This window comes from Pseudomonas sp. Marseille-QA0892, assembly GCF_054950135.1.
Genome location: NZ_CM143104.1, coordinates 2,901,704 through 2,926,170 on the forward strand (window position 1 = coordinate 2,901,704; position 24,467 = coordinate 2,926,170).

A 24,467-nucleotide genomic window follows, 5' to 3' on the forward strand; every position below is an offset into this window, starting at 1 on the left:
TGTTTGGAGCAATGCGATCAGAGCGCCTGTTCGACGTAGGTAGTCGCCAGGGCAAGCGCTTCGTCCAACGCCCCGGCATCGGTACCGCCGCCACGCGCCATGTCCGGACGACCACCGCCTTTTCCGCCGACCGCCGCAGCTGCCTGCTTCATGAGGTCCCCGGCCTTGAGCTGCCCTGTCAGGTTCTGCGTCACACCCGCCACCAACGTGACCTTGCCGTCCGTTGCGCTACCGAGCAGGATCACTGCCTGACCAAGCTTGTTCTTGAGCTGGTCGACGAGCGCCAGTAGCGCATCCCCATCGAGGCCGTCGATTCGGGAAGCGAGTACCTTGACGCCCTTGACGTCTTTCGCGGATGCCGCAAGGTCATCGCCTGCACTGCTGGCCGCCTTCGCCTTGAGCTGCTGGAGCTCCTTTTCCAATTGGCGATTGCGTTCGACCAGTCCGGAAAGCTTGTCCAGCAGATTGTCGCGGCTACCTTTGACGATCGAAGCTGCTTCCTTCAACTGCTCTTCCGCTGCGTTCAGATGAGCAAGCGCCGCCGCGCCGGTCACTGCTTCGATGCGACGAATCCCAGAAGCCGTACCGCCTTCGCTGGTGATCTTGAACAGTCCGATGTCGCCGGTGCGCTGGACATGCGTACCGCCGCAAAGCTCAACCGAGAAACCATCGCCCATGGTCAGAACACGAACGCGCTCGCCATACTTTTCGCCGAAAAGCGCCATTGCGCCCTTCTGCTTTGCAGTCTCGATGTCCGTCTCCTCGATCTGAACCGCGGTATTACGGCGCACCTCGGCGTTGACCATGTCTTCGATCGCCTTGAGCTGCTCAGGCTTGATTGCTTCGAAATGGCTAAAGTCGAAACGCAGACGCTGACTGTCGACCAGCGAGCCTTTCTGCTGGACATGGTCACCCAGCACTTGACGCAAGGCAGCGTGCAACAGATGCGTCGCAGAATGATTGAGAGCCGTATTGCCGCGGACACTGCTATCAACCTCGGCCCGAACGTCGGACCCTACGCTCAGACTGCCTTTATCAACCAGGCCGTGATGCAGGAACGCGCCACGCACCTTGGTGGTATCGCGCACATCGAAGCGGACGCCAGGGCCTTCGAAATAGCCGCAGTCGCCAATCTGCCCACCAGACTCCGCATAAAACGGCGTCTGGTCCAGAACGACCACGCCCTCTTCACCCTCTTTCAGCGTTTCGACCGCCACGCCTTCCCTGAACAGGGCGAGGATATGGCCGCTGCCACTGGTGGCGTCGTAACCCAGGAACCGGGTTTCGCCCTCGACCTTCACGACCGCGTTGTAGTCCATGCCGAAAGCACTGGCCGAGCGCGCGCGCTCGCGCTGCGCCTCCATTTCCTGCTCAAATCCCGCTTCATCCAGCGTCAGGCCGCGCTCGCGGGCGATGTCGTTGGTCAGGTCCACAGGGAAACCGTAGGTGTCATAGAGCTTGAATACGACGCCGCCCGGAATGACGGTGCCGGACAGGTCAGTAAGATCCTGCTCGAGAATCTTGAGCCCCTGCTCCAATGTCTTTGCGAACTGCTCTTCTTCTGTTTTCAGCACACGCTCGATATGCGCCTGCTGCTGCTTGAGTTCGGGGAACGCTTCGCCCATTTCGGAAGCCAGTGCAGCCACGATGCGATGGAAGAAGGCGCCGCGCGCGCCCAGCTTGTTGCCATGGCGGCAGGCGCGGCGAACGATGCGGCGCAATACGTAACCACGGCCTTCATTAGACGGCAGGACGCCATCGGCAATCAGGAAGCTGCAGGAGCGAATGTGATCGGCCACGACCTTGAGCGACGGATTATCGTCATTGGCGCAGCCGATCGCTTCGGCAGACGCTTTTAGCAAATGCTGGAAAAGGTCGATCTCGTAGTTCGAGTGAACGTGCTGCAGGACCGCGGAAATGCGCTCCAGGCCCATGCCGGTATCAACGCTCGGTGCTGGCAGCGGATGCAGGACACCGTCTGCTGTCCGGTTGAACTGCATGAAGACGTTGTTCCAGATCTCGATGTAACGGTCACCGTCTTCTTCCGGCGACCCGGGAGGGCCGCCCCAGATGTCGGCGCCGTGGTCATAGAAGATCTCGGTGCACGGGCCGCACGGACCGGTATCGCCCATCGTCCAGAAGTTGTCCGACGCGTAAGCAGCACCCTTGTTGTCACCGATGCGAACCATGCGCTCGGCCGGGATGCCAACTTCCTTCGTCCAGATGTCGTATGCCTCGTCGTCGCTCGCGTAGACAGTGACCCACAGCTTGTCCTTCGGTAGGCCGAGCCATTTTTCCGAGGTCAGGAATTCCCAGGCATAGGTAATCGCATCGCGCTTGAAGTAGTCGCCAAAACTGAAATTGCCGAGCATCTCGAAGAACGTGTGGTGGCGCGCCGTGTAGCCGACGTTCTCGAGGTCGTTGTGCTTGCCGCCCGCCCGGACGCATTTCTGGCTGCTGGTTGCGCGGGTGTACGCGCGCTTCTCATGCCCGAGGAAACAGTCCTTGAACTGGTTCATACCGGCATTGGTGAACAGCAGTGTCGGATCGTTCGCCGGGATCAGCGAACTCGAGGCGACGCGAGTGTGCCCCTTCTCTTCGAAGAAGCTTAGGAAGGCTTCACGGATTTCTGCGCTTTTCATTCGAATATTCCAGGCAAACAACGGCGGCGGGGCCGGCATTATATCGGCCTGCTGCCGCAGAAACAGTGGTTTGTAAGATAGAGCATGCCAATGGCCATGATCGAGCCACACAGCGTGCCGCCGGCCCTTGGGCCGCTTCGTCACACTCTATCGGGTTCAGCGTTGCGATGCGAAAAAGGCGACGGTCCGGTCGATGGCCTCAGCGTCTACGTCCATGTGGGTAACGAGGCGCATGCGAGCCGCCGCAGACAGCTTGATGCCGCACTCGGCAGCCGCTTCCTTGACCGCTGCTGCACGGTCGCCCACCTGCACGTAGACCATGTTGGTCTGGACCGGCTCGACCTCGAAGCCTAGCGCCTCCAGCCCCTGCGCCAGGCGTGCCGCGTTGGCGTGGTCCTCGGCCAGGCGATCCACCTGGTGCTCGAGCGCATAGAGCCCGGCTGCGGCGAGGATGCCGGCCTGACGCATGCCGCCGCCGACAACCTTGCGCCAGCGGCGCGCTTTCTCAATCAACGTATCGCTGCCGCACAGGACCGACCCGACAGGTGTTCCGAGCCCCTTGGACAGGCAGACCGAGACCGAATCGAAATGCTGGCTGATCTGGCCGGGCGCCACGCCGAGCTTTACCGCTGCGTTGAACAGACGGGCACCGTCGAGGTGAAGAGCCAGCCCATGCTTGAGGGTGAAGGCGCGCGCCGAAACGAGGTAGTCAGTGGGCAGCACCTTGCCGTGCATGGTGTTTTCCAGTGCCAACAGACGGGTGCGAGCAAAATGGAAATCATCAGGCTTGATCGCTGCCTCCACCCGGGCCAGATCGAGCGAGCCATCCGCCTCCATTTCGACAGGCTGCGGCTGGATCGAGCCCAGTACCGCGGCGCCACCGCCCTCGTACTTGTACGTATGGGACAGCTGCCCGACGATGTACTCATCCCCCCGGTCGCAGTGCGCCATCAGGGCAAGCAGATTGCTCATGGTGCCTGTCGGTACGAACAGCCCGGCTGCCATGCCCAACTGTGCCGCGAGCGTCTGCTGCAGTCGTGAGACAGTCGGGTCTTCACCGTAGACGTCGTCACCTACCTCAGCAGCCATCATCGCGTCCAGCATGCCGGGCGTTGGACGGGTAACGGTATCGCTGCGAAGGTCGATGATAGACATGACGGGCTCCTGTAAAAGCCTCGATACTAGCCCCTGGGCATAGCCAGGGCCAGCCTGTCGATCAGGCGTCGTCGCCTGAATCTTCGTCCATTTCCATTGCTTCGGTTTCAAGCGAAAGGCTGACGAGATTGGTTGCCTGCGGACGAAGCAGGAGATTGGTGAACTCGGTATCGCCCTCTTCCACATCCACACCGATCAGCAACTGATCGCCAACAGGCTGAATCCAGACTTCCTTGCCTTGCCATTCCACGGCGAACCGCGTGCAGGACGTCTCCAGCTGGGTACCGTCGGTATCTTCGAGAATCAAGCGAAGTGGCGATGTCATGTAGGCGCTCCTGATGCAATGAACATGTCGGCAACCGACCGCGCCGCAGCGCCGTCAATTTCTTTGAAAACTGTAGATAGACCCTAGACCAAGCATGCTGGTGAGCGCGTCCAGTGCGGTTCGGCACTCGTCCAGCAACTGTGGATCGGCTAGATCAGCTTCGGTCAGGCGGTCACGATAATGACGATCGACCCACTCGACCAGCCGGTCGTACGACGCAGGCGTCAGAACCACCCCCGGATGGACGGCGTCCAGCTCCGCTTCGTTGAGCGTGACCCGCAAGCGAAGGCAGGCCGGCCCGCCACCATTGCGCATGCTCTGCTTGAGATCGACAACGTGCAGGTGACGAATTGGCGTGCTCCCGGCCTCCACCAGCGCCTGAAGATAGCCCCAGGCAGCTCCGTTGTTCTGACACTCCTCTGGCACGGCGAGCATCATGCTGCCATCAGGGCGGGTCAGCAATTGGCTGTTGAACATATAGGAATGCACCGCGTCATCCACGCTGATTTCTGCGCTCGTCACGCGTATGGGAATCAGACGTCCGCCCAGGGCATCCAGCTTTTGCCCGAGCTCCCCAATTACCCGGTCGGGGTCAAGGTAGGCGCGCTCATGGAAGAACATCACCTCACCATTGCCCACCGAGATCACGTCGTTGTGAAAGACACCACAGTCGACCACTTCTGGATCCTGCTGCGCGAACACGACGCGACGCTCATCGAGCTGGTGCAAGCGCACGATGGCGCGTGACGCTTCCAGCGTCTGGCGGGCCGGATAGCGGATGGGCTGAGCGTAACGGATATCGAATGCACTGCGGCCAAACACGAACAGCTCGACGCCCGGCGCGCCCGGATCGCGGCAGAACCGACTGTGGTTCGCAGCGCCTTCGTCGCCGAAATGCGCCACCGCCGGCAGCGCATCATGGTGAGCGAAATGCGTAGGGTCCGGAAACATGGCCTGCAGCAGACGTGAGGCGGTCCTGTGCTCGATCGAGCGGTGGAACTTGCTACTCAGGTTGGCGACCGTGAAGTGAACCCTGCCATCCCCCGTGTCGGCACTGGGGCTGACCGTGCAGGCGTTGGCTGTCCACATGCTCGAGGCCGAGCTGCAGGCGACCAGCAATGGCATCGATGTTCGCGCGACCTTGGCCAACACCTGAGCGTCGGTCCCGGCAAACCCCAGCCCGCGAAGGGTCTCGATGTCAGGCCGTTCCTGCGGTGGAACGAACCCCTGGCGGAAGCCCATGTCCATGAGCCCCTTCATCTTTGCCAGCCCCTGCAGGGCGGCCTCGCGCGGATTGGAAGCGCCCTGGCTGTTGTTCTGGGAAGCGACGTTTCCAAACGACAGCCCACCATAATTGTGGGTAGGCCCGACAAGTCCGTCGAAGTTGACCTCCCAGGCGTTCATGCGAGCGCTCCACAGGCGCACTGACACTCGGCCCGGCGTCGCAACGTCCCGGTCCATCGACCGCTCGTATGCACCATCATCGACATCGTCCTCAGGCCGGCAACGGGCCGGCGGCTACGGGTACCGCACGGACCTGCGCACCGGGCGTCAGCTTCAAGCGACGCGCCGTAGGTGGGTCGACCACAAGCGTACCCGCCGCCAGACGTGCCGGGGCCGATGTGATGCGGCAGGTCTCCCGCTTACGGTTATGGATCAGAAATGGCGTCGCGTCGTCCCCAGGTGTGCCGACCGCCAGAACCAGCGGCTGGCTGGCCGAAACGGCGCGAATCTTTGCCGTTTCGCATTCCACGGCAGGGCCCGCGTCGAAGATATCGACGTAGCCCTGGTAGACGAACCCTTCCGACTTGAGCATCGCAAGCGCAGGCTCCGTGTCCGGATGCACCTGGCCGATTACCTCGCGGGCCTGCTCAGACAGGAAACAGGTATAGAGCGGAAACTTCGGCATCAGCTCCGCGACGATTGCCTTGTTACCGACCCCGGTCAGATAGTCCGCCTGGCTGAAGGCCATCTTGAAGAAGTGGCGACCCAGGCTGTCCCAAAACGGAGAGTGACCTTCGGCATCCGAGACGCCGCGCATCTCAGCGATGACCTTGGTGCCGAACAACGCTCGGAACTCTGCCATGAAGAGCAGGCGCGCCTTCGACAGGAGGCGACCGTTCGACCCGGTACGGTAATCCGCGTGGAGAAACAGCGAGCACAATTCCGAGTTGCCCGTCATATCGTTGGCCAGGAAGAGTGTCGGGATCTGCTTGTGGAAATTGAGCTCGCGCGACCCGCTGACCGTGAGGCCCATGCGGTAGTTGTACCAAGGCTCTCGCAAGCCGACCGCGGCGACGATAGCCGAAGTGCCGACGACACGGCCCTCGTCATCTTCCATGACGAACAGATAATCGGCGTCTGCTTTGTCTGCTTGGCCATGGAAACTCTGCTCTGCCCATTCGATCCGGTGCGCCAGGCGCTCTTCGTTCGCAGGCAGGGTAGTCAGGCCGGCGCCAGTCCCTCGCGCCAGGTCCATCAGCGCCGGCAGGTCGGCGCGGGTCACAGGACGCACGATCATATGAAACTCCATGACAGCAGGCCGATAGGACAGATGCTCAACCCAGCATGTATACGGCTGCTCATAGCGGCACCAGGCGCACGGTGGCGCCCTCTTCGACGCGCAATAGATCGGCCACCGCAGGCGGCAGCACGACCGCACTACCAGGCGCGCATTCCAGGCGCGCGACGGTTGCTCGAAAGTCATCAAGGCGGCCATTGGCAACCAGGTAGTCACGACCGCCCTCGAAACCGTTACCAACCTGCGCACGCGTCTGGTGGCTCTGCGCGATCGAACGGACGCCGGACGTCTTGGCGTGGACAGTGGGCCCGCCGTCAAAGATATCGATGTAGTGGTCGGTCTCGAAGCCTTCACGCATGAGGATGTCAAAGCTGACCTGGGCGCGCGGGTGAACAAGGCCCATTGATTCCTGTGCCTCATCGGACAGTAACGGCACGTATATCGGGTAGTGGGGCATCAGCTCGGCCAGGAATGCACGGCTACGCAAGCCACACAGTCGCTCGGCCTCGGCGTAGCTCATGTCGAAGAACTTGCGGCCGACGGCGTTCCAGAAGGGGGATTCGCCGTTCTCATCGCTCTGGCCAATGATCTCTACCACGACCGCATCGGCGAAGCGTTCCGGATGGTCGGCCATGAACAACAGCCGGCCGCGCGAGTTGAGCTCGGCGCCCGCCAGGCTGGTGGCCGTCCCATCAATGTGGAAGCTGGTCAGCAGGCTGGTGCCGGTCAGGTCGTGACACAAGGACAGCACGTGAATCTTGTGCTGGATTTTCAGCTGCCGGGAGTTATGGACGAAGGTCTCGTTACGGAAGCTGTAGAACGGTTCCGAATAGCCAGCCGAAGCGATGATGCCCGAACAACCGACAAGTCGGCCTTGCTCAAGGTCTTCGAGTACGAAGAAGTAACTCTCCTCGCCATTAAAGCTCACCTCGGCCCCAAAGGATGCCTCCGAGGCCGCGATCTTGTCCTTCAGGCGACCGGCATCGTCCGGTAGCGACGTCACGCCGACCGGGCTCTCCGAAGCAAGCCGTTTCACCTCGTCCAGGTCGGACATTTGCGCTGGGCGCATCAACAGCATGGGTCGAACTCCTCGAAGCACGATCCGGCGAGCGCAGCATTCGCCGGATCAGCAAACGTTCCTTGCGCCTGTGCCCCGTGCCGGGGTCAGGACGCCGTAATGCGGGCCACTGCCCTTTCGAAGCGCGCCAGACCCTCGTCGATGTCAGCCTCATCAATCACCAGACTCGGCGCGAAGCGCACGACGTCCGGCCCCGCCTGAAGCACCATCAGCAGCTCCGCTTCGGCCGCGAGTAGCACATCGCGCGACTTGCCCTTCCAGGCATCGGTCAGCACACCACCGAGCAACAGGCCCAGGCCGCGCACGTGTGTAAAGATCCCGTATTTCTTGCCGATTGCCTCAAGGCCTTCCTTGAAGCGATCGTGACGTGCCTTCACACCCGCCAGCGTTTCAGGCTTGCCGACTTCGTCCAGCACCGCTTCGGCGACAGCACAGGCCAGCGGGTTACCCCCGAATGTCGTACCGTGTACACCGACGGAGAAATGCTTGGCCAAAGCCTCGGTGGTCAGGATCGCCCCAATCGGGAAGCCGCCGCCGAGCCCCTTTGCACTCGACAAAATGTCGGGGATTACACCGTAGTTCATGTACGCGTAGAGCTCGCCACTGCGCCCCATGCCACTTTGCACTTCGTCGAAGATCAGCAGCGCGTCATGCTCGTTGCACAGGCGACGCGCACCCTCGAGGTAGGCCTGGTCGCCCGGAAGGATACCGCCCTCGCCTTGAATCGGCTCAAGGATCACGGCACACGTGCGCTCGGTCACGGCGGCCTCGAGTGCCGCCAGGTCGTTGTAGGCGACATGGGTAATGCCTTCGAGCTTCGGACCGAACCCGTCCGAATACTTCGGTTGACCGCCCACGCTGACGGTGAACAAGGTCCGCCCATGGAAGCTGTTCAGCGCAGCGACCACCTCATACTTTTCCGGGCCAAAACGATCGTGGGCAACACGGCGAGCCAGCTTCAGTGCCGCCTCGTTCGCTTCCGCGCCAGAGTTGCAGAAGAAGGCGCGCTCGGCGAAGGTCGCATCGGTCAGCTTGCGCGCCAGCCGCAACGCAGGTTCATTCGTGAATACGTTCGAAGCGTGCCACAGTTTCCCCGCTTGCTCAGTCAGTGCTGCAATGAGCTTTGGGTGGCAATGCCCCAGCGCATTCACCGCGATGCCGCCTGTGAAGTCGATGAAGGCTCGACCTGCCTGATCCCAGACGCGCGATCCCTCGGCACGGACCGGAATAAAGGTCGCCGGTGCGTAGTTGGGGAACATGACCTGATCGAAATCGGCGCGTTGGACTTGCGCATGTGGAGCGGACATCGGGGCTATCTCCTCCCGGTAAACGGAGTCAGTGGCGAATATTCAATATGGCAACGATTGGTGGCGATGCGGCGGCAAAACCGACCGCCACGGATACATGAGCGCTGGAAGGCGCAGTTTAAACATTGTTGACCGCGCAAGAGCAGGGTCGGACGGAAATTGACCGATCAGCCTGACAGTCACCCAGTCAGCCTCTCTCTGCCGGAGCGGGTGCACTGTCCTGCACTGCACCGGCCCGACGAAGATTACGGTCCTCACGAGGCGTTACGCTGAAGAAATTACGATACGCGCTCGAAAAATGTGGCCCTGACGAAAAGCCGCATGACAAGCCGATCTGAATGATCGATTTGCTCGTCTGAATCAGCAGCTGCCGCGCCTTGTTAAGGCGCAGCTCCAGGTAATACTGGCTGGGCACGCGGTTGAGGTATTGTTTGAAGATTCGTTCGAGCTGGCGGCGGGACACGCATACATGCTGCGCGATCTCGTCGGTCGTTAGCGGTTCTTCGATGTTGGCTTCCATCAGTAGCACCGCCTGCGTCAACTTCGGATGGCTGGACCCAATCCGGTTCTGCAGGGGGATGCGCTGTCGCTCGCTGCCCTCACGGATGCGCTCGACCACCATTTCCTCGCTCACAGCACCCGCCAGCTCAGCACCGTGGTCTCGGGTGAGCAGTGCCAACATCAGATCGACGATGGCGAGCCCGCCGCTCGCACTGACACGGTCGCGGTCCCACTCGAACAGATGGCTGGTCCCTATCACACGCGGGAAGCGTTCGCTGAAATCGTCCTGCCAGCGCCAGTGTACCGATGCTCGGTAGCCGTCGAGCAGCCCAAGCCCGGCCAATGGATAGACACCGGCCGAAATGCCAGCCAGTACGCCGCCGCTTCGTGCGTAGGTACGTAGTGCATTGGAGAGGGTCTGGGACGGGGTTGCGCTGGGCTCGTCCGCGAGGAGGAATAACCGCTGGAAAGCCAGCTCGCCGCCCCACGCACGACCGGGAAGCTGCCAGCCGCCAGGACGCGCTGTGGGTTCTTCCGCCTGGAGAAACACCGGTTCGTAAACAGCCGCTGGTTCAAGACGGCGCGCCGTTTCCAGGACTTCCTGTATCAGCGCAAGGGTAATCGGTCGGGCGCAGGGCCAGAGCAGAAATCCGATTCGATGGGCAGTCATGCCGGCGTATGGGCTCTTCTAATAGGTATGGTGCGACTGGCGCACTGTCGATCGCCATGATGCCCGATATCGCATCTGATCGCAGTGGGCGCGCGACGTTTGCGCCACCCTGCGTCGGGCCAGAGGCAAAGCAGGCATTCTAGCCTTAGAGAGACATGCCGTGTTTCCGTCCACGCGACAATTCGTTGCGCTCGGCGAGGCCGTAACGAAAAAGCCCCGGCGCGGATGACCGCACCGGGGCTCGTATTCAAGGACGGATTAGGCGGCTTGCATATCCCGATGCGTGTCGATCAGGTATTGCACCACGCCCGGGTCGGCCAGCGTGGAGATATCACCAAGCGATTCGTATTCGCCCGTGGCAATCTTGCGCAGGATTCGGCGCATGATCTTGCCGGAACGGGTTTTCGGCAGGCCTGGCGCCCACTGGATAACGTCCGGAACCGCGATCGGACCGATTTCGCGACGGATCCATGCCTTGAGCTCCTGGCGCAGTTGCTCGTTCGGCTCCTCTCCGCTGTTTAGGGTCACATAGACGTAAATGCCCTGCCCCTTGATGTCGTGCGGAATACCCACGACCGCGGCTTCAGCGACCTTGCTGTGCGCCACCATGGCACTTTCGATCTCGGCCGTGCCCATGCGGTGGCCGGATACGTTCAGTACATCGTCCACGCGGCCGGTGATCCAGTAGTAGCCGTCCTCGTCACGACGCGCACCGTCACCGGTGAAGTACATGCCGCGGAAGGTCTTGAAGTAGGTATCGACGAAGCGATCGTGATCGCCATAGAGCGACCGCGCCTGCCCCGGCCAGGAGTCGATGATCACGAGGTTGCCTTCGGCGGCACCTTCGATGATGTTGCCAAGATTATCGACGAGGGCTGGCTGAACGCCGAAGAACGGACGCGTGGCCGAGCCTGGCTTGAGCGCGGTCGCGCCGGGCAGCGGACTGATGAGTACGCCGCCCGTTTCGGTCTGCCACCAGGTATCGACGATCGGGCAGCGAGATTGGCCGACGGTTTCGTAGTACCAGTGCCACGCTTCGGGATTGATCGGTTCGCCCACCGAGCCCAGCAGGCGCAGGCTGGAGCCGTCCGCGCCTTCGATTGCCGCCTTGCCCTGCGCCATCATCGCACGGATTGCGGTAGGTGCCGTATAGAGAATGTTGACCTTGTGCTTGTCGATGATCTTCGACACACGGGTGACATCTGGATAGTTGGGCACACCTTCGAACAGCAGGGTGGTGGCGCCGTTGGCCAGCGGGCCGTAGACGATGTAGCTGTGCCCGGTAACCCAGCCGACGTCGGCGGTGCACCAGTAGATTTCGCCCGGCTTGTAGTCGAATACGCGCTCGTGAGTCAGCGCCGCATAGAGGAGATAGCCGGCGCTGGTGTGCAATACGCCCTTCGGTTTGCCGGTCGAGCCGGAGGTGTAGAGGATGAACAACGCTTCTTCGGCGCCCATTTCTTTCGGGGCGCACACGCTGCCGGCCACCTTCATCAGGTCCTCGAACCAGATGTCACGGTGCTGGTTCCACTTGATGTCTGCGCCGGTACGCTTGCAGACGATCACCTTCTGAATGCTGCGCGTTTCCGGATTGGTCAGCGCGTCGTCGACGTTCGCCTTGAGCGGCGTCCTCTTGCCGCCACGCAGGCCTTCGTCTGCCGTGATGACGACTTTCGACTGGCAATCGATGATGCGGCCTGCGAGCGCTTCGGGCGAGAAACCACCGAACACGACCGAGTGGATCGCGCCAATGCGTGCACACGCCAGCATGGCGACGACCGCTTCGGGGATCATTGGCATATAGATCGTGACGACATCGCCACGGTGTACATCCTGACCGCGAAGGGCGTTGGCGAATTTGCACACCTGCTCGTGCAGCTCGCGGTAGGTGATTTCCTTGTGCTCGGAAGGATCATCGCCTTCCCAGATGATGGCGAGCTGGTCGCCGCGCTCTTCCAGATGGCGGTCGAGGCAATTGTAGGACACGTTGAGCGTGCCGTCCGCGAACCACTTGATGTCGACATGGTGGTCGTCGAACGAGGTCTGCTTGACCTTGGTGAAGGGTTTGATCCAGTCCAGCCGCTTGGCCTGCTCGCGCCAGAAGCCGTCAGGGTTGATGATCGACTGCTGATACATCGCCTTGTAGGTAGCTTCATCCGTCAGTGTCAGGGCGGATGTCTCGGGGCGGACCGGGTACACGGAAGCAGCGCTCATGGCTAGGACCTCTTCATAGTTGTTTTTCTGCGTACAGTTGTATCCCTAGCCCGACGGCACGGGCCATACGACCATTGTCGTAGCGGTAAGCCCGCCGAGGCCCGTGCGGCCAGCCGACAAAAGCGCAGCTACCGGCGTAGATAGGCGTCCGGCATGTCATGGGGGATCTGACATGAAAGACAGCACGCGCAGCCGCGTGATGTGGGCTTGCTCAGCTGGTGATGGTTGGTAGAACGCTTGGGCACCTAGCGGCAGATGGGTTTCCAGCCGGTGGTTGATATCCGTGAAAGTCGTGCCCGTCGGTCCAATTTGTCGGGCACGGACACGGCGGATCCGCCGCGTTCGACCGGCACCGAAAACCCGGCCAAAGAGCCGGGCTTCTGGTGCCGCAATGCAGGGTTAAGGCATGCCAAGCCAATTTGGCAGGGCCATTGAAACCCACGGCACATAGGTGATGATTGCCAGGAAGGACAGCAGCAGCATCAGCCACGGTGTGGCAGCGCGAATGACCTGGGTCACGCTCATGCCGGTCACGGCGGAGGTCACGAACAGGTTCAGGCCCACCGGCGGCGTCAACAGGCCGATTTCCATGTTCACCACCATGATGATACCCAGGTGGATCGGGTCGATCCCCAGCTGCACGGCGATCGGGAAGAGGATCGGCGCGAGGATGAGGATCACGGCCGACGGCTCCATGAAGGCTCCGGCAATCAGCAGCACGATGTTCACGACCAGCAGGAACATCCACGGTTGCAGACCGGCCTCGAGCACCATCGCGGTGATCTGCTGGGGCAGCTGCTCGGTGGTCAGGACGTGGGCGAACAGCATCGCGTTGGCGATGATGAACATCAGCATGATGGACAGCTTGCCCGACTCGATCAGTACCTTCGGGCAATCCCGCAGGCGCATGTCCTTGTAGACGAACAGGGCGATGAAGGCGGAATACACCGCCGCCACGGCCGCCGCTTCGGTCGGTGTGAACATGCCCGAGTAGATGCCGCCGAGGATGATCACCATCAACAGAAGGCCCCAGATCGCCTTGCGCGCGGCGCTCAGCCACTCACGCAGCGAAGCACGTGGCAGTGCAGGCAGGTTCTTCTTCACCGCCACGATGTAGATCGCAACCATCAGAACCAGGCCCAGCAACAGGCCAGGTACAACGCCTGCCATGAACAGCTTGCCCACCGATTGTTCGGTGGCCGCGGCGTACACCACCATCACGATCGACGGCGGAATCAGGATGCCCAGGGTGCCGGCGTTACAGACGATACCGGCGCCGAACGCCTGGGGATAACCCGAGCGCACCATGCCGGCGATGGCGATGGAGCCTACGGCCGCAACGGTGGCAGGCGAGGAGCCCGACAGCGCGGCGAACAGCATGCACGCCATCACCGCACCGATCGCCAGGCCGCCACGGATGTGGCCGACGGTGGCGTTTGCGAAGTCGATCAGGCGGCGAGCCACCCCGCCGGTGGTCATGAACGCACCGGCGACGAGGAAGAACGGAATCGCCAGCAGCGTGTAGTGCTCGGAGGTTTCGAACAGCTTGATCGCGAGCGAGCGGACCGAGTCCTGACTGAACAGCATGATGGTCAGCGAGCCGGCCAGGCCCAGCGACACGGCAATGGGCACGCCGATCAGCATCAGCGCGAACAGCACCGCAAAGAGGAAGGCGATTGTCATTTTACTTTTTCTCCTCTTCGGCCAGCTTCATGGCCTCGGCCGCTTCGTCGGCCAGGCCCAGGCCAACCTGCTGATCGCGCAGGATGCGGATGAGGATTTCGAAGAACCGAATGAACGCCAGGGCAAACCCCAGCGGGACGATCAGACCGATGTGCCATTGCTTGACGCCGAAGTGACCGAGGTCCTCGGCACCGATGCCGGCGTTGAACAGCGTTTTCATCCAGTCGAAGCTGGCGACGCTGATCAGGCCTGCGTAGGCCAGGCAGCAGAGCACGGCAAGAATGCCGATCACTTTTTGCACATGGCGGGGCGCCAGTTTTACCAGCGCATCGACGCCGATGTGGCCGCCGGTACGCACGCCATACGAAATGCCGAAGAAGATCAGCCAGGCGAACAGCGCCTTGGTCATCGCGCTGCTCCAGGTCATGGCCTGGGCGTAATCGAGGATGAAGTCCCCGATCGCATAGAAGAAATCGCTGGCGCCTTCGAACTTGTCGCCGAGCGTATAGAAAACCGTGTAAAGGTTGTTCAGGACCACGTATACGAACGTGATCAACGTCATGGCTGCCAAAAGGAAGGCGACAAAGGCCTCCTCGAAGCAGTCCCAGAAGCGCCGCAAGGCAGTCATGGCGGTCTCCGATTTTCATTTGTTGTTGTGGATCGGGCCGGTACCGCCAGACGGGGCGGCAACGCATCGAGCCAGACACTAAAGCAGTGACGTGATGCTCGAAATCAGCATTTGGTAAACGCGCTCTTCGGGGGAGCCGAAGAGGGTCGATGCAGAGCGCTTCGTGGGCGCCAATACGGAAGGTCGAGGCGCATAAGGCAGGCGCGCCGGAAGCTCCGGCCCCCAGCGCGCCTAACGCAGCGGGTCATTCAGCCTTGTTGGATGCCTGCGCTGCTTCGATCACGTCCGCACCAATATCGGCCTCGAACGCCTTCCAGGCTGGGCGTACAGCTTCACGCCAGGCAGCGCGCTGTTCGGGTGTGAGGGTGACGAACTCGTTCATACCGCTTTCCTGAATATGCTTGCGGGCGTCTTCATTCAGCGCTTCAGCCTGACGGTTCACCTCAACCGTTACTTCCTCGACGACCTTCTCGAGCTCGGTGCGTATATCCGTTGGCAATCCGTTCCAGAACTTGGTGTTGGTGATAAGTACATAGTTACCGATGCCATGGTTCGACTCGATCATGTACTTCTGCACTTCGTAATACTTCTGCGTGTAGATGTTCGACCAGGGATTGTCCTGGGCATTGACCACGCCCGTCTGCAGACCTTGATAGATCTCGGCGAACGCCATCTTGCGCGGCACCGCGCGCAGCTGGCTGTATTGGGCAGCCTGGAGGTCGGATGGCTGGACTCGGAACTTCAACCCCCGGGCATCCTTGGGCTCGACCAATGGCTTGTTGGCGGTCAGCTGACGCATGCCGTTGAGCCAATACGCAAGGCCGGTAATGCCTTTGGGCTCCATGGACTTGAGCAGCGCCCTACCCTTCTCGGAATTCTGGAAACGCTGCGCCGCTGCCACATCATCGAAGAGGAACATCAGGTCGAACAGCTGCAATTGCTTGGTGTACTGCTCGAGCTTGGACGGCGCGGGTGCGAGCATCTGCACCTCGTTCATCAGCAGCGCTTCCATCTCTTTGCCGTCACCGAAAAGGGATGAATTGGCGAACACCTGAACGTCAACCTTGCCTGGCAGGCGCTCCTCGACAAGGCGCTTGAACATCAGCGCGCCCTGCCCTTTCGGCGTCGTATCCGCTGTGATGTGAGAGAACTTGATGGTGATCGGATCGGCAAAGGCCTGGGCCATGCCGAGCGAAAGGCTGATGGCAGCTGCCAGGCGAGCGAAGCCACGGAGCGAGGAACGAGCCATGAAGATACCCCTTTGTTTGTTTTTATATGAGGGCAACCTACCGCAGCCGCCAGGCTACGGACATTCTTCATTTGCCAATCAGGGCTTCGCGAATGGCGAAGGATCTGCCGCGAGCAAATGATCGACCATCTGACGACCTATGACTGGTAGCGCCTCGTAGCTACGCACACACAGGCGCAGTTCCCGCTGTGCCCACGGCTCGTCGATCATGGTCGCCGCCACGTCCATGGTCGGCAGGTAAGTACGCACGGCGCGATCCGGCAGGATCCCGATGCCCATGCCCGTATGGATCATTCGGCAAATCGCCTCGAAGCTGCGCACCTGTATGCGCAGCCGTAGCGCGACGCCGAGGTGGTGAGCGGAATGCTGGATGAGGCTATGAAGCGATGCGTCCTGTTGCAACCCGATGAAGTCATAGCCAACCAGATCACGCAGGTTCACCTTTTCAAGATTGGCAAGGGGATGCTCGCGTGGCGTGACGACGACCAGTCGGTCCCAACGGTACGGGAAGCTTTGAACATCGTCCGCCGCAACGTGCCCTGCATAAAGGCCTATGTCTGTGAGCCCTTCCCGGACGGCACGAATGATGTCACTGCTTACCCGCTCTTCCAGGTCGATCTTTATCTCGGGATGGACTTGGCAGAACCGGCTGAGGTCTTCGGGAAGGAATTCGATGATGGCCGACGTATTTGCATGAATGCGCACATGGCCTTTGACGCCCTCGCTGAATTCGCTGAGATCTGCATGCATCTGCTCGAGATTGTCGAGCACGTTACGCGCGTGATGCAGCAGTGCGTGCCCCGCCGGGGTCAGCGAAACGCCCTTGTGCTGGCGGTAAAGCAATGCGCTGCCGACCTGGCTCTCCAGATCCGTGATGCGCTTGCTCACCGCCGCCAAGGCGAGGTGCTCACGCTCGGCGGCACGGGTCAGGCTCAGCTCGTCGGCTACGGCCACGAACAGTTTCAAGGTGACGAAATCTACGCGCCTCATGCCGGATGCCCCGATGGAACGTTCGCGGAGCTTACCAAGGCAGGATGGGCTTCGCGAGCGGCGAAGGCCGACTTGGCAATTCAAAGATTGGCAGCTTCGAACGGCTGTTTCATGCTTCCCTCATATCCATACCGGAGACTGCACATGACGCAGGACACCACCCTGCCCCTCCAGGGCCTCAAGGTCGTCGAAATGGGCCAGCTCATCGCGGGCCCGTTCGCCAGTAAGATGCTTGGCGAATTCGGGGCCGACGTGATCAAGATCGAGCCGCCCGGTGTGGGGGACCCCTTGCGCAAGTGGCGCAAGATCAAGGACGGCACCTCACTCTGGTGGCATGTGCAATCACGCAACAAGCGCTCGATCACCCTCGATCTCAAGGCTGCCGAAGGCCAGGACGTCGCGCGTCGCCTGATCGCCGAGGCCGATATCCTGGTCGAGAACTTCCGGCCTGGCACACTCGAAAGTTGGGGCATGAGCTGGGAAGCGCTGTCCGCACTGAACCCGCGCCTGATCATGTTGCGGATCTCGGGCTATGGGCAGACGGGCCCGTACCGTGATCTGCCGGGCTTCGGTGTCATTGGCGAAGCCATGGGTGGCCTGCGGCATCTGTCAGGCTACCCCGGCCAGCCTCCGGTTCGCGTCGGCATCAGCATCGGTGATTCACTTTCCTCGCTCTACGGTGTCATCGGCATCCTGCTGGCCTTGGAAGAGCGGCGCCGCAGCGACCGGGGCCAGGTGATTGATGTGGCGTTGTACGAATCGGTGTTTGGCATGATGGAAAGCCTCATCCCTGAGTACGACGCGTTCGGCTATGTACGCGAGCCAGCCGGCAGCGCGCTGCCCGGTATTACGCCGTCGAACTCCTATCCCTGCAACGACGGCGCCTACGTGCTGATCGCCGGCAACGGCGACAGCATCTACAAGCGTCTGATGAGCCTCATCGATCGTGATGATCTGGGCGAAGACCCGCGTCTGGCGCACAACGACGGACGCAGCCAGCATGCCGATCTGATCGATGCCGCCATCGCCGAATGGACGTCCAAACGCAGTCGCGACGACGTGATCGAAGCGCTCAAGGGTGCTCGCGTACCGGCAGGCTATCCCTACACCGCAGCCGACATCATCCAGGATCCCCACTACCTGGCACGGGAGATGATCAAACAGGTCACGACGAGCACCGGCGAGCTCAAGGTACCAGGCGTTCTGCCCAAGCTCAGCCGCACGCCTGGCCGAGTCGGTACTGGCGGCCCGACATTGGGTGAGCACACCGAGGACGTCCTGGCCGGGCTGGGGCTGACCGACGAACAGGTCGAAGGCCTGCGCACACGAGGAATTATTTGATGAGCAAGCGCGTGTACATCCAGGACGTCGCGACCCGCGACGGCTTCCAGATCGAATCGACCTTCGTGTCCACCGAAGACAAGATCGCCCTCATCGATCAGCTATCGAATACGGGACTCGCCAAAATTGAGGTGACGTCCTTCACGTCGCCCAAGGCGATTCCGAACCTGCGTGATGCCGAGGACGTCATGAAAGGCATCACGCGCGTGCCTGGCGTCGAGTACACAGTGCTCGTTCCGAACGTGAAGGGTTGCGAACGGGCCTTGGGCTGTGGCGTCGACGAAATCAATCTGGTGATGTCCGCGAGTGACACCCACGGGCTCGCCAACCTTCGGATGACGCCGGAAGCTTCGCTCGGGCAGTTCAAGGCGATCATCGAGGTGGCCCAGGGCACAGGGGTATTCATTAATGCCTCACTTTCGACCACGTTCGGCTGCCCATTCGAAGGCGATGTCCCAGAGGCCCGTGTCTACGAACTAATTCAAAAGCTGCTGGACATTGGGGTGCAGGGCGTGACCCTGTGCGATACCACCGGTATGGCGGACCCGGGCCAGGTCGAACGCGTCTGCCGAGCGGCTCGGACGCGCTGGTCCGACGTGACCTTCACGGCTCATTTCCACAATACCCGCGGGATGGGCCTCGCCAATGCGCTTGCGGCATTTAATGCCGGCATCGATCGGTTCGACGCATCGCTTGGCGGTCTTGGTGGTTGCCCCTACGCTCCGGGAGCCAGCGGCAACATCTGCACTGAAGATCTGGTGCATATGTTTCAACGCATGGGCTTGAACACAGGCGTCGACCTCGACGCGCTGCTCATGGCCGCGGCGCGACTGCCCGAGCTGATCGGGCATGACGTACCCGGCGCAATCCTGAAGGCTGGCAAGTCGGATCGGCGTTATCCGAAGCCCAAATGGATGACGGAATCCGTTACCTGAGGCGCCAGTTGAACGGCGCGCGATACGTCGGCCTTGCCAGGCCGGCAATCGCAACACTTGCGCGGCAAGTGGCAGGCGAGGCGGGACGGCCGTACCCGCTATCTAGTCCAGCGCGCGTACAAGTGCCGGAAGCCACTCCCCGGCAGGACCCTGCAGACACGCATCAGCGGTTCGGCTGAGGGGTGTTTCGTGTGGATTCACCTCAATGATGTACGCGCCGTGCCGTTTGGCTATAAACGGTAGTTCAGCAGCGGGATAAACCTGGCTCGACGTGCCCACACTGATCAACACCTCAGCCTGCAAGGCAGCTTCCTCTGCCTGCTGAAGTACATTGACCGGAAGCGACTCACCAAACCAGACAATGGTCGGCCGCATCAGACCGCCACAGTCACACGCCACGATTTCTCCAGGCGGCTCGGGCCAACCTCCACCCGGTCGTCCGCATGCGAAACAACGCAACCCATGTATGTTTCCATGAAGCTCGAGCACGTCTTTATTGCCGGCGCGCTGGTGGAGCCCATCGACATTCTGGGTGATCAGCGTGAACGCTTGGACCCGATCCGCGAGCGCGGCCACGGCCCGATGGCCGGCGTTGGGCTCAACCTCCAGGCAAAGCTGCCTTCGCCATGCATACCAATCCCAAACGCGTTGCGGATCCTCGCGGAAAGCGCCGGGGCTGGCCAGCTCTTCGGGGCTGAAACGCGCCCATAGGCCGGTTTGCGCTTCGCGAAATGTCGGAATGCCGCTTTCTGCCGAGACACCGGCGCCGGTGAACACCACTATCGACTGGGCGGCCCGTACCCGCTCAACGATTGCCTCTAACCTGTTCGTCATCGTTTATCTCATCGTTTGGGCACGAAGCCGGCAGGTTTTGCCGCGAGCCACTCGACGAACGCCCGAAGGCGCTCATCAGCCAGCAAGGCCTCGCGACTGTTGAACGAGAGCGCAAGCTCCTTTTCGCTGAAGCGCCTGTGAATGGCGTCGTGGCATGGCCGGCAGACCCACAGTGTCGACGTGATCCGCTCGCGTCGATCGAAGCGCTTCTGCACGTATGGCTTGTCATGCAACGATCTTGGGATCAGGTGGTGCCGAGTCAACTCGGCGGCCCGCCCGCACAGTTCGCAGGCGTCGGGAACAGGGGGCAGACGTATCGCTTCAGCCATACGTCTCAACGTTTCCTGCACAAGGTCAGGCCGTCGCCAATGGGCAGCATCGACAGGTCGATTCTCGGATCGTCCTTGAGTGATCGGTTTAGCTGCTGTACTGCTCGCGTATCGGCGCTTGCCGGAGCCTCCTCAAGCACGCGCCCACTCCAGAGCGTATTGTCGAACAGCAATAGGCCGCCGGGCCGGACCAGGGCCAGGCCCATTTCCAGATAAGCCGGATAGTTGGCCTTGTCCGCATCGATGAACATCAGATCGAAGCGTTCGTCCTGGCCGGCCTTCAGCAATGCTTCGAGCGTTTCAAGCGCAGGGCCGGTACGCAGGTTGATCTGCTCGTCGACACCCGCATCGCGCCAGTATCGCTGGGCGATGTCATGGTAGTCGCCTGGGAGGTCGCAGCAGATGAGCGAACCATCACGGGGCATGGCACTCGCGAGGCAAAGGGCGCTGTAGCCTGTAAAAGTGCCGACCTCGAGCAACCTTCGCGCACCGGTTATGCGGACGAGCAGTGACATGAACTGGCCTTGCTCCGGTGCGATTTGCCAGTGTGACCGCGGCAGACTAGCAGTCTCCTTGCGCAATTGCGCAAGCAGGGGCGGCTCGCGAAGCGAAACATCCAGGAGGTATTGATGGAGGGCGTCGTCGAGTTGAACGGTACGCGTCGTCATGAAGCTTCTCCGAGATCGTTCAGAACGTCAGAGTGCCGCACCCTCCTCGCTGTTCGAAATCGACGACCAGCCGTCGATCAGGGGACACGGGCGAGTGAGCGATCATCAACCACGCGTTTCGCCTCAAGGTAATGGCGTTGCCAATAGCTATTGCTCAGGTTATCCAGGCGAACCGTGCCCCCGGTGGACGGGGCGTGGACGAAGCGCCCCTCTCCCACATAGATCCCGGCGTGGCTGACCCGACGGCCGCCGCCCGTAGCAAAGAACACCAGATCACCGGTCTGAAGCGCATTCTGTGCAATTGTCGGCGCTCGCAGGTTGATCATTTCGCCCGTCGACCGCGGCAACACGATGCCCATGACGTCTCGGAAGACATACCCAATCAGACCGCTGCAATCGAATCCGCTGTCTGGCGTGTTCCCACCGTAGCGATAAGGCGTGCCGACAAGACCCAACGCCCTGAACAGGATGTCGTCCGCTGAACGCTCGGGCTGCCCCATGACAGGCGGGGCATATGCCACTTTTGGCTGCGGTGCCGGAGGCGGCGTCGCACAGCCGGCGAGAACCATGGCTGAAGTAAAAGCGGCAACGAGAGCGAGGCGATCCATTGCAAACATGGAGACGTCAGTCCGTGAGGGCGGAGTTTCAGGTCGGGAAATGCGTACGGTGAGCAGGACGCTCGAAAGGACTACCCTGCACGTGCAACCAACCCAGCGGGCCGCTCTAATCTGCCTTGGACCGGTACCGAATGCAAGCCATGCGCCATCTTCCGCTAAACTAATGTTTCCAGATGGCGGCGGCGAAGGCGCCCCGAAAACCAAAACGGACCCGAAGGTCCGTTTATAGGGCAATAGCGTTGGATCAATTGCGTGCAAGGTTACCCGGCTTCGGGGCCATCGCCAGCACACGCTTGGCCTCCATGAAGCTGCGTTTCCAATACGTGTCATCCAGACTGTCGACGCGGACCCCACCACTTCGGCGGCTGGCCGAATGAATGAACTTCGCGTCTCCGATGTAGATGCCCGCATGCGACACGCGGCCACGACCTCGGTTGTTGAAGAAGATCAGGTCACCTGGCTTCAACGCATTGCGGCTGACCACAGGCGCCTTCACGTTAATCATCTCGCGCGTTGAGCGGGGCAGTTCGATACCCGCCTCTTCCCGGAAGAGGAAGCCGACAAAACCACTGCAGTCGAACCCGCTTTCGGCAGTAAGCCCGCCATAGCGGTACCGAGTGCCGACCAACTCGAAGCCTCGCTCGAGCAGGCTATCCGCCAGGCCCGGCATCGCATATGGCTGCATCGATGAGTCTTGGATAGCGCGGCGGTGAAGTGCAACTTGCCGGCCAAGGGCACCGGACGCAGTACGCACGTCAGTCACCTGCCCCACGTCGTCCTCTTCATCAAAGGATGTGAAAGGGGACTGGGTAACCCAATCGGGCTGAACGTAGGCTTCAGCCGGTTCGGTAGGAGCAGAAAACTGGCTAGCACAGCCTGCCAGTAATACAAAAAAGGAAAGTGGCACGAGGGGTGCGAAGCGATCCAGCATGGGCACGACCGTGTCGATCTAGTTTGGGATCGACGGACTATGCCTACCGGAAAATCGATTTGCAAACTTTTTGAGCCGCGCGTGTGACTCCGTCGGCGCGGCCAAACGTCAAAGCGCTCCCTTCTTATCGGCTTCGCCGAGATGCGCTCTTTACTGCCGGAAGAAGCGCATCTCGATGAAAACGGCGGACTAGACGCCGTTAGAGTCCCGCATAGCTCGGCAGGCCCAAGGTGCGAAGACGACGCAGCGATTGCTTCGGCGGGGTCTGACCGTTCAGCAGTGCCAGATCGCGATGCATCTCGTGGATGAACACGTCCATGCCTGGTTCGCCTTCGAAACGCTTAGGAAGCACACGGCGGATTTGAACCTGACCAGCGTTCTCGAACTCGAGCAGGTAACCATCAGGACGTTGAATGCTGTTGATGGTGTACTCGGGGAATGAGCTGATCACTTCATTGAGCATGGACATGGCAGTTCTCCAAGGCAGATTTAAGATTGCACAGGAGGGTTGCATCGGTCGTGCCAACATCGAAATCCGAATAAATCCGTTATATTTCAATCAGTTATATATTTCATCCAAACCAGCCGACATTGCAAATTGCAGGATCCGGCGATGTGCTATCAAGCAAAACAAGTGACACACTTCACACTCCTACCGCCTTGCTATTGACTACCATCGAGACGTAACCCCCACAGGCGCCACCTGCGTGCTGATTCGGAAAAAGCCGCACCTAGCACGGCACCACGACACCGGAGCCGACGCACAGGTCGAGACAGTCCCTTCTCATACCGTATTAGCGCAGCAGCCGGCCGGACACGAAATGGGCCACGTCCTGATAGCCCGGCGTAGAGGGATGACCTGGTGCAACCAATCCGTCGATGAAGTGCTCATCGTCCTGGGTTAACCGAACGTCAAGGGCTTCCACATAGGTATCCCAGTGAAGTTCTGTCCTGGGCCCGGCGATCGCGGAGGTCACCCATGCATTGTGGAGCACCCAGGCAATGGCGAACGCAGTTGGCGAGACGCCACGAGCCTTGGCATGCGCCACGATTCGCTCCGCCAGCAGGAGCGACTCCTCTCGCCACTCGGTCTCTCGAATTCGCTTGTCCTGGCGCCCGGCACGGCTATCGGCTGCGGGTGCTTCACCCGGGCGATACTTGCCCGTCAAGACCCCTCTCGCCAGCGGACTGTACGGTACGATCCCGATGTCATGATGAGCCGCAGCGGTGAATTGCTCCGTCTCGGCCTGCCGATTGAAGATGTTGTAGAGCGGCTGAATGACGATAGGCGCATCGACGCCAAGGTGCCGCGCAACGTGCGTGAACTCACTGATCTTCCACCCTCGGTGGTTGGAGAGCCCGTAATGGCGGATCTTGCCGGCCCGTATCAGCTCGCCCAGTGCGCGTACCGTTTCCTCGATCGGCGTCACATGATCCTCACGGTGTATATAGAAGACGTCGATGTAGTCCGTACCCAGCCGGCTCAGACTGTCCTCCACGCTGCGCAGCAGGTGCTTGCGGCCCGCGCCGCGGTCGTGGGGCTGAACAGAGCCGGATGGCATCGTGTTGCCGGCCTTCGTCGCCAACACCCAGTCCTCCCGGCGAACACTGATCGCCCGCCCGACCACCCGCTCCGACTCGCCGTCACTGTAAACATTGGCGGTATCGATGAAATTCACGCCCTGCTCGAACGCACGGTCAATGATGCGCCGTGATGTTGCTTCGTCCGTTTGCCCACCGAACATCATCGTGCCCAGGCACAACCGTGAAACCCTGAGGCCGCTGCGACCAAGAGGCAGATAGTCCATCGATAACTCCCGACCCCGGTTGCGCAGAAAAGGCCAGCGTA

The 24,467-nt window shown here is 61.0% G+C and carries 22 protein-coding genes; 2 read left to right on the forward strand and 20 right to left on the reverse strand.

Going from position 1 to position 24,467, the window contains the following annotated elements; genetic code table 11:
• Positions 1–17 precede the first annotated feature (17 nt).
• From alaS to ACY8D3_RS13575, 13 genes are all read right to left on the reverse strand, one after another.
• The gene (alaS, locus tag ACY8D3_RS13515) at positions 18–2,642 is read right to left on the reverse strand and encodes an alanine--tRNA ligase (RefSeq protein WP_462379286.1); all 2,625 of its coding nucleotides are present in this window, start codon (positions 2,640–2,642) and stop codon (positions 18–20) included.
• Between the two features lie 156 nt (positions 2,643–2,798).
• Positions 2,799–3,797 carry a low-specificity L-threonine aldolase gene (gene ltaE, locus ACY8D3_RS13520; RefSeq protein WP_462379287.1) on the reverse strand — a complete coding sequence of 333 codons (999 nt, stop codon included), beginning with the start codon at positions 3,795–3,797 and terminating at the stop codon, positions 2,799–2,801.
• A 61-nt stretch (positions 3,798–3,858) separates the two neighbouring features.
• Positions 3,859–4,122: a topoisomerase II gene (locus ACY8D3_RS13525; protein ID WP_462379288.1), complete on the reverse strand. Its 264-nt coding sequence runs from the start codon at positions 4,120–4,122 to the stop codon at positions 3,859–3,861.
• Positions 4,123–4,176: 54 nt separating this feature from the next.
• Positions 4,177–5,526 carry an N-succinylarginine dihydrolase gene (gene astB / locus ACY8D3_RS13530; protein ID WP_462379289.1) on the reverse strand — a complete coding sequence of 450 codons (1,350 nt, stop codon included), beginning with the start codon at positions 5,524–5,526 and terminating at the stop codon, positions 4,177–4,179.
• Between the two features lie 91 nt (positions 5,527–5,617).
• Complete coding sequence (gene astA, locus ACY8D3_RS13535; protein WP_462379290.1) at positions 5,618–6,643, reverse strand: arginine N-succinyltransferase; 1,026 nt, start codon at positions 6,641–6,643, stop codon at positions 5,618–5,620.
• Between the two features lie 61 nt (positions 6,644–6,704).
• On the reverse strand, positions 6,705–7,721 hold the full coding sequence (aruF, locus tag ACY8D3_RS13540; protein ID WP_462379291.1) for an arginine/ornithine succinyltransferase subunit alpha: 1,017 nt from the start codon (positions 7,719–7,721) through the stop codon (positions 6,705–6,707).
• 86 nt (positions 7,722–7,807) lie between these two features.
• Positions 7,808–9,028: an aspartate aminotransferase family protein gene (locus ACY8D3_RS13545; RefSeq protein ID WP_462379292.1), complete on the reverse strand. Its 1,221-nt coding sequence runs from the start codon at positions 9,026–9,028 to the stop codon at positions 7,808–7,810.
• A 187-nt stretch (positions 9,029–9,215) separates the two neighbouring features.
• On the reverse strand, positions 9,216–10,199 hold the full coding sequence (locus tag ACY8D3_RS13550; RefSeq protein ID WP_462379294.1) for a GlxA family transcriptional regulator: 984 nt from the start codon (positions 10,197–10,199) through the stop codon (positions 9,216–9,218).
• Between the two features lie 258 nt (positions 10,200–10,457).
• A complete protein-coding gene (acs, locus tag ACY8D3_RS13555; RefSeq protein WP_462379295.1) occupies positions 10,458–12,413 on the reverse strand; it encodes an acetate--CoA ligase in 1,956 nt (651 codons plus the stop codon).
• Positions 12,414–12,812: 399 nt separating this feature from the next.
• Positions 12,813–14,096: a C4-dicarboxylate TRAP transporter large permease protein DctM gene (gene dctM / locus ACY8D3_RS13560; RefSeq protein WP_462379296.1), complete on the reverse strand. Its 1,284-nt coding sequence runs from the start codon at positions 14,094–14,096 to the stop codon at positions 12,813–12,815.
• 1 nt (position 14,097) lies between these two features.
• The gene (locus ACY8D3_RS13565) at positions 14,098–14,724 is read right to left on the reverse strand and encodes a TRAP transporter small permease (protein ID WP_462379297.1); all 627 of its coding nucleotides are present in this window, start codon (positions 14,722–14,724) and stop codon (positions 14,098–14,100) included.
• A 244-nt stretch (positions 14,725–14,968) separates the two neighbouring features.
• Complete coding sequence (locus tag ACY8D3_RS13570) at positions 14,969–15,973, reverse strand: DctP family TRAP transporter solute-binding subunit (RefSeq protein ID WP_462379298.1); 1,005 nt, start codon at positions 15,971–15,973, stop codon at positions 14,969–14,971.
• A gap of 78 nt (positions 15,974–16,051) precedes the next feature.
• Positions 16,052–16,963, reverse strand: coding sequence for a LysR family transcriptional regulator (locus tag ACY8D3_RS13575; RefSeq protein WP_462379299.1), 912 nt, complete (start codon positions 16,961–16,963; stop codon positions 16,052–16,054).
• Between the two features lie 144 nt (positions 16,964–17,107).
• On the opposite strand from ACY8D3_RS13575, the gene ACY8D3_RS13580 reads away from it, so the two are divergent.
• Together ACY8D3_RS13580 and ACY8D3_RS13585 are read left to right on the forward strand one after the other, a co-directional pair.
• Complete coding sequence (locus tag ACY8D3_RS13580; RefSeq protein ID WP_462379300.1) at positions 17,108–18,304, forward strand: CaiB/BaiF CoA transferase family protein; 1,197 nt, start codon at positions 17,108–17,110, stop codon at positions 18,302–18,304.
• On the forward strand, positions 18,304–19,239 hold the full coding sequence (locus ACY8D3_RS13585) for a hydroxymethylglutaryl-CoA lyase (protein WP_462379301.1): 936 nt from the start codon (positions 18,304–18,306) through the stop codon (positions 19,237–19,239). The genes ACY8D3_RS13580 and ACY8D3_RS13585 overlap by 1 nt, the downstream gene beginning before the upstream one ends.
• A 102-nt stretch (positions 19,240–19,341) precedes the next feature.
• On the opposite strand, the gene ACY8D3_RS13590 is transcribed toward ACY8D3_RS13585, so the two are convergent.
• The 7 genes from ACY8D3_RS13590 to ACY8D3_RS13620 form a co-directional block, all read right to left on the reverse strand.
• The gene (locus ACY8D3_RS13590; RefSeq protein WP_462379302.1) at positions 19,342–20,073 is read right to left on the reverse strand and encodes an SIR2 family NAD-dependent protein deacylase; all 732 of its coding nucleotides are present in this window, start codon (positions 20,071–20,073) and stop codon (positions 19,342–19,344) included.
• An 8-nt stretch (positions 20,074–20,081) separates the two neighbouring features.
• On the reverse strand, positions 20,082–20,402 hold the full coding sequence (locus ACY8D3_RS13595) for a hypothetical protein (protein ID WP_462379303.1): 321 nt from the start codon (positions 20,400–20,402) through the stop codon (positions 20,082–20,084).
• Between the two features lie 5 nt (positions 20,403–20,407).
• Positions 20,408–21,070, reverse strand: a complete 663-nt coding sequence (locus tag ACY8D3_RS13600; protein ID WP_462379304.1) for a class I SAM-dependent methyltransferase — start codon at positions 21,068–21,070, stop codon at positions 20,408–20,410.
• A 77-nt stretch (positions 21,071–21,147) separates the two neighbouring features.
• A complete protein-coding gene (locus ACY8D3_RS13605) occupies positions 21,148–21,678 on the reverse strand; it encodes a C40 family peptidase (protein WP_462384380.1) in 531 nt (176 codons plus the stop codon).
• A 253-nt stretch (positions 21,679–21,931) separates the two neighbouring features.
• Positions 21,932–22,618 (reverse strand): C40 family peptidase, encoded by a 687-nt coding sequence (locus ACY8D3_RS13610; RefSeq protein ID WP_462379305.1) that lies wholly within the window; start codon positions 22,616–22,618, stop codon positions 21,932–21,934.
• Between the two features lie 199 nt (positions 22,619–22,817).
• Positions 22,818–23,087: a hypothetical protein gene (locus ACY8D3_RS13615; protein WP_462379307.1), complete on the reverse strand. Its 270-nt coding sequence runs from the start codon at positions 23,085–23,087 to the stop codon at positions 22,818–22,820.
• Between the two features lie 325 nt (positions 23,088–23,412).
• Entirely contained in the window at positions 23,413–24,426 is a 1,014-nt protein-coding gene (locus ACY8D3_RS13620; RefSeq protein WP_462379308.1) for an aldo/keto reductase, read from the reverse strand.
• Positions 24,427–24,467 lie beyond the last annotated feature (41 nt).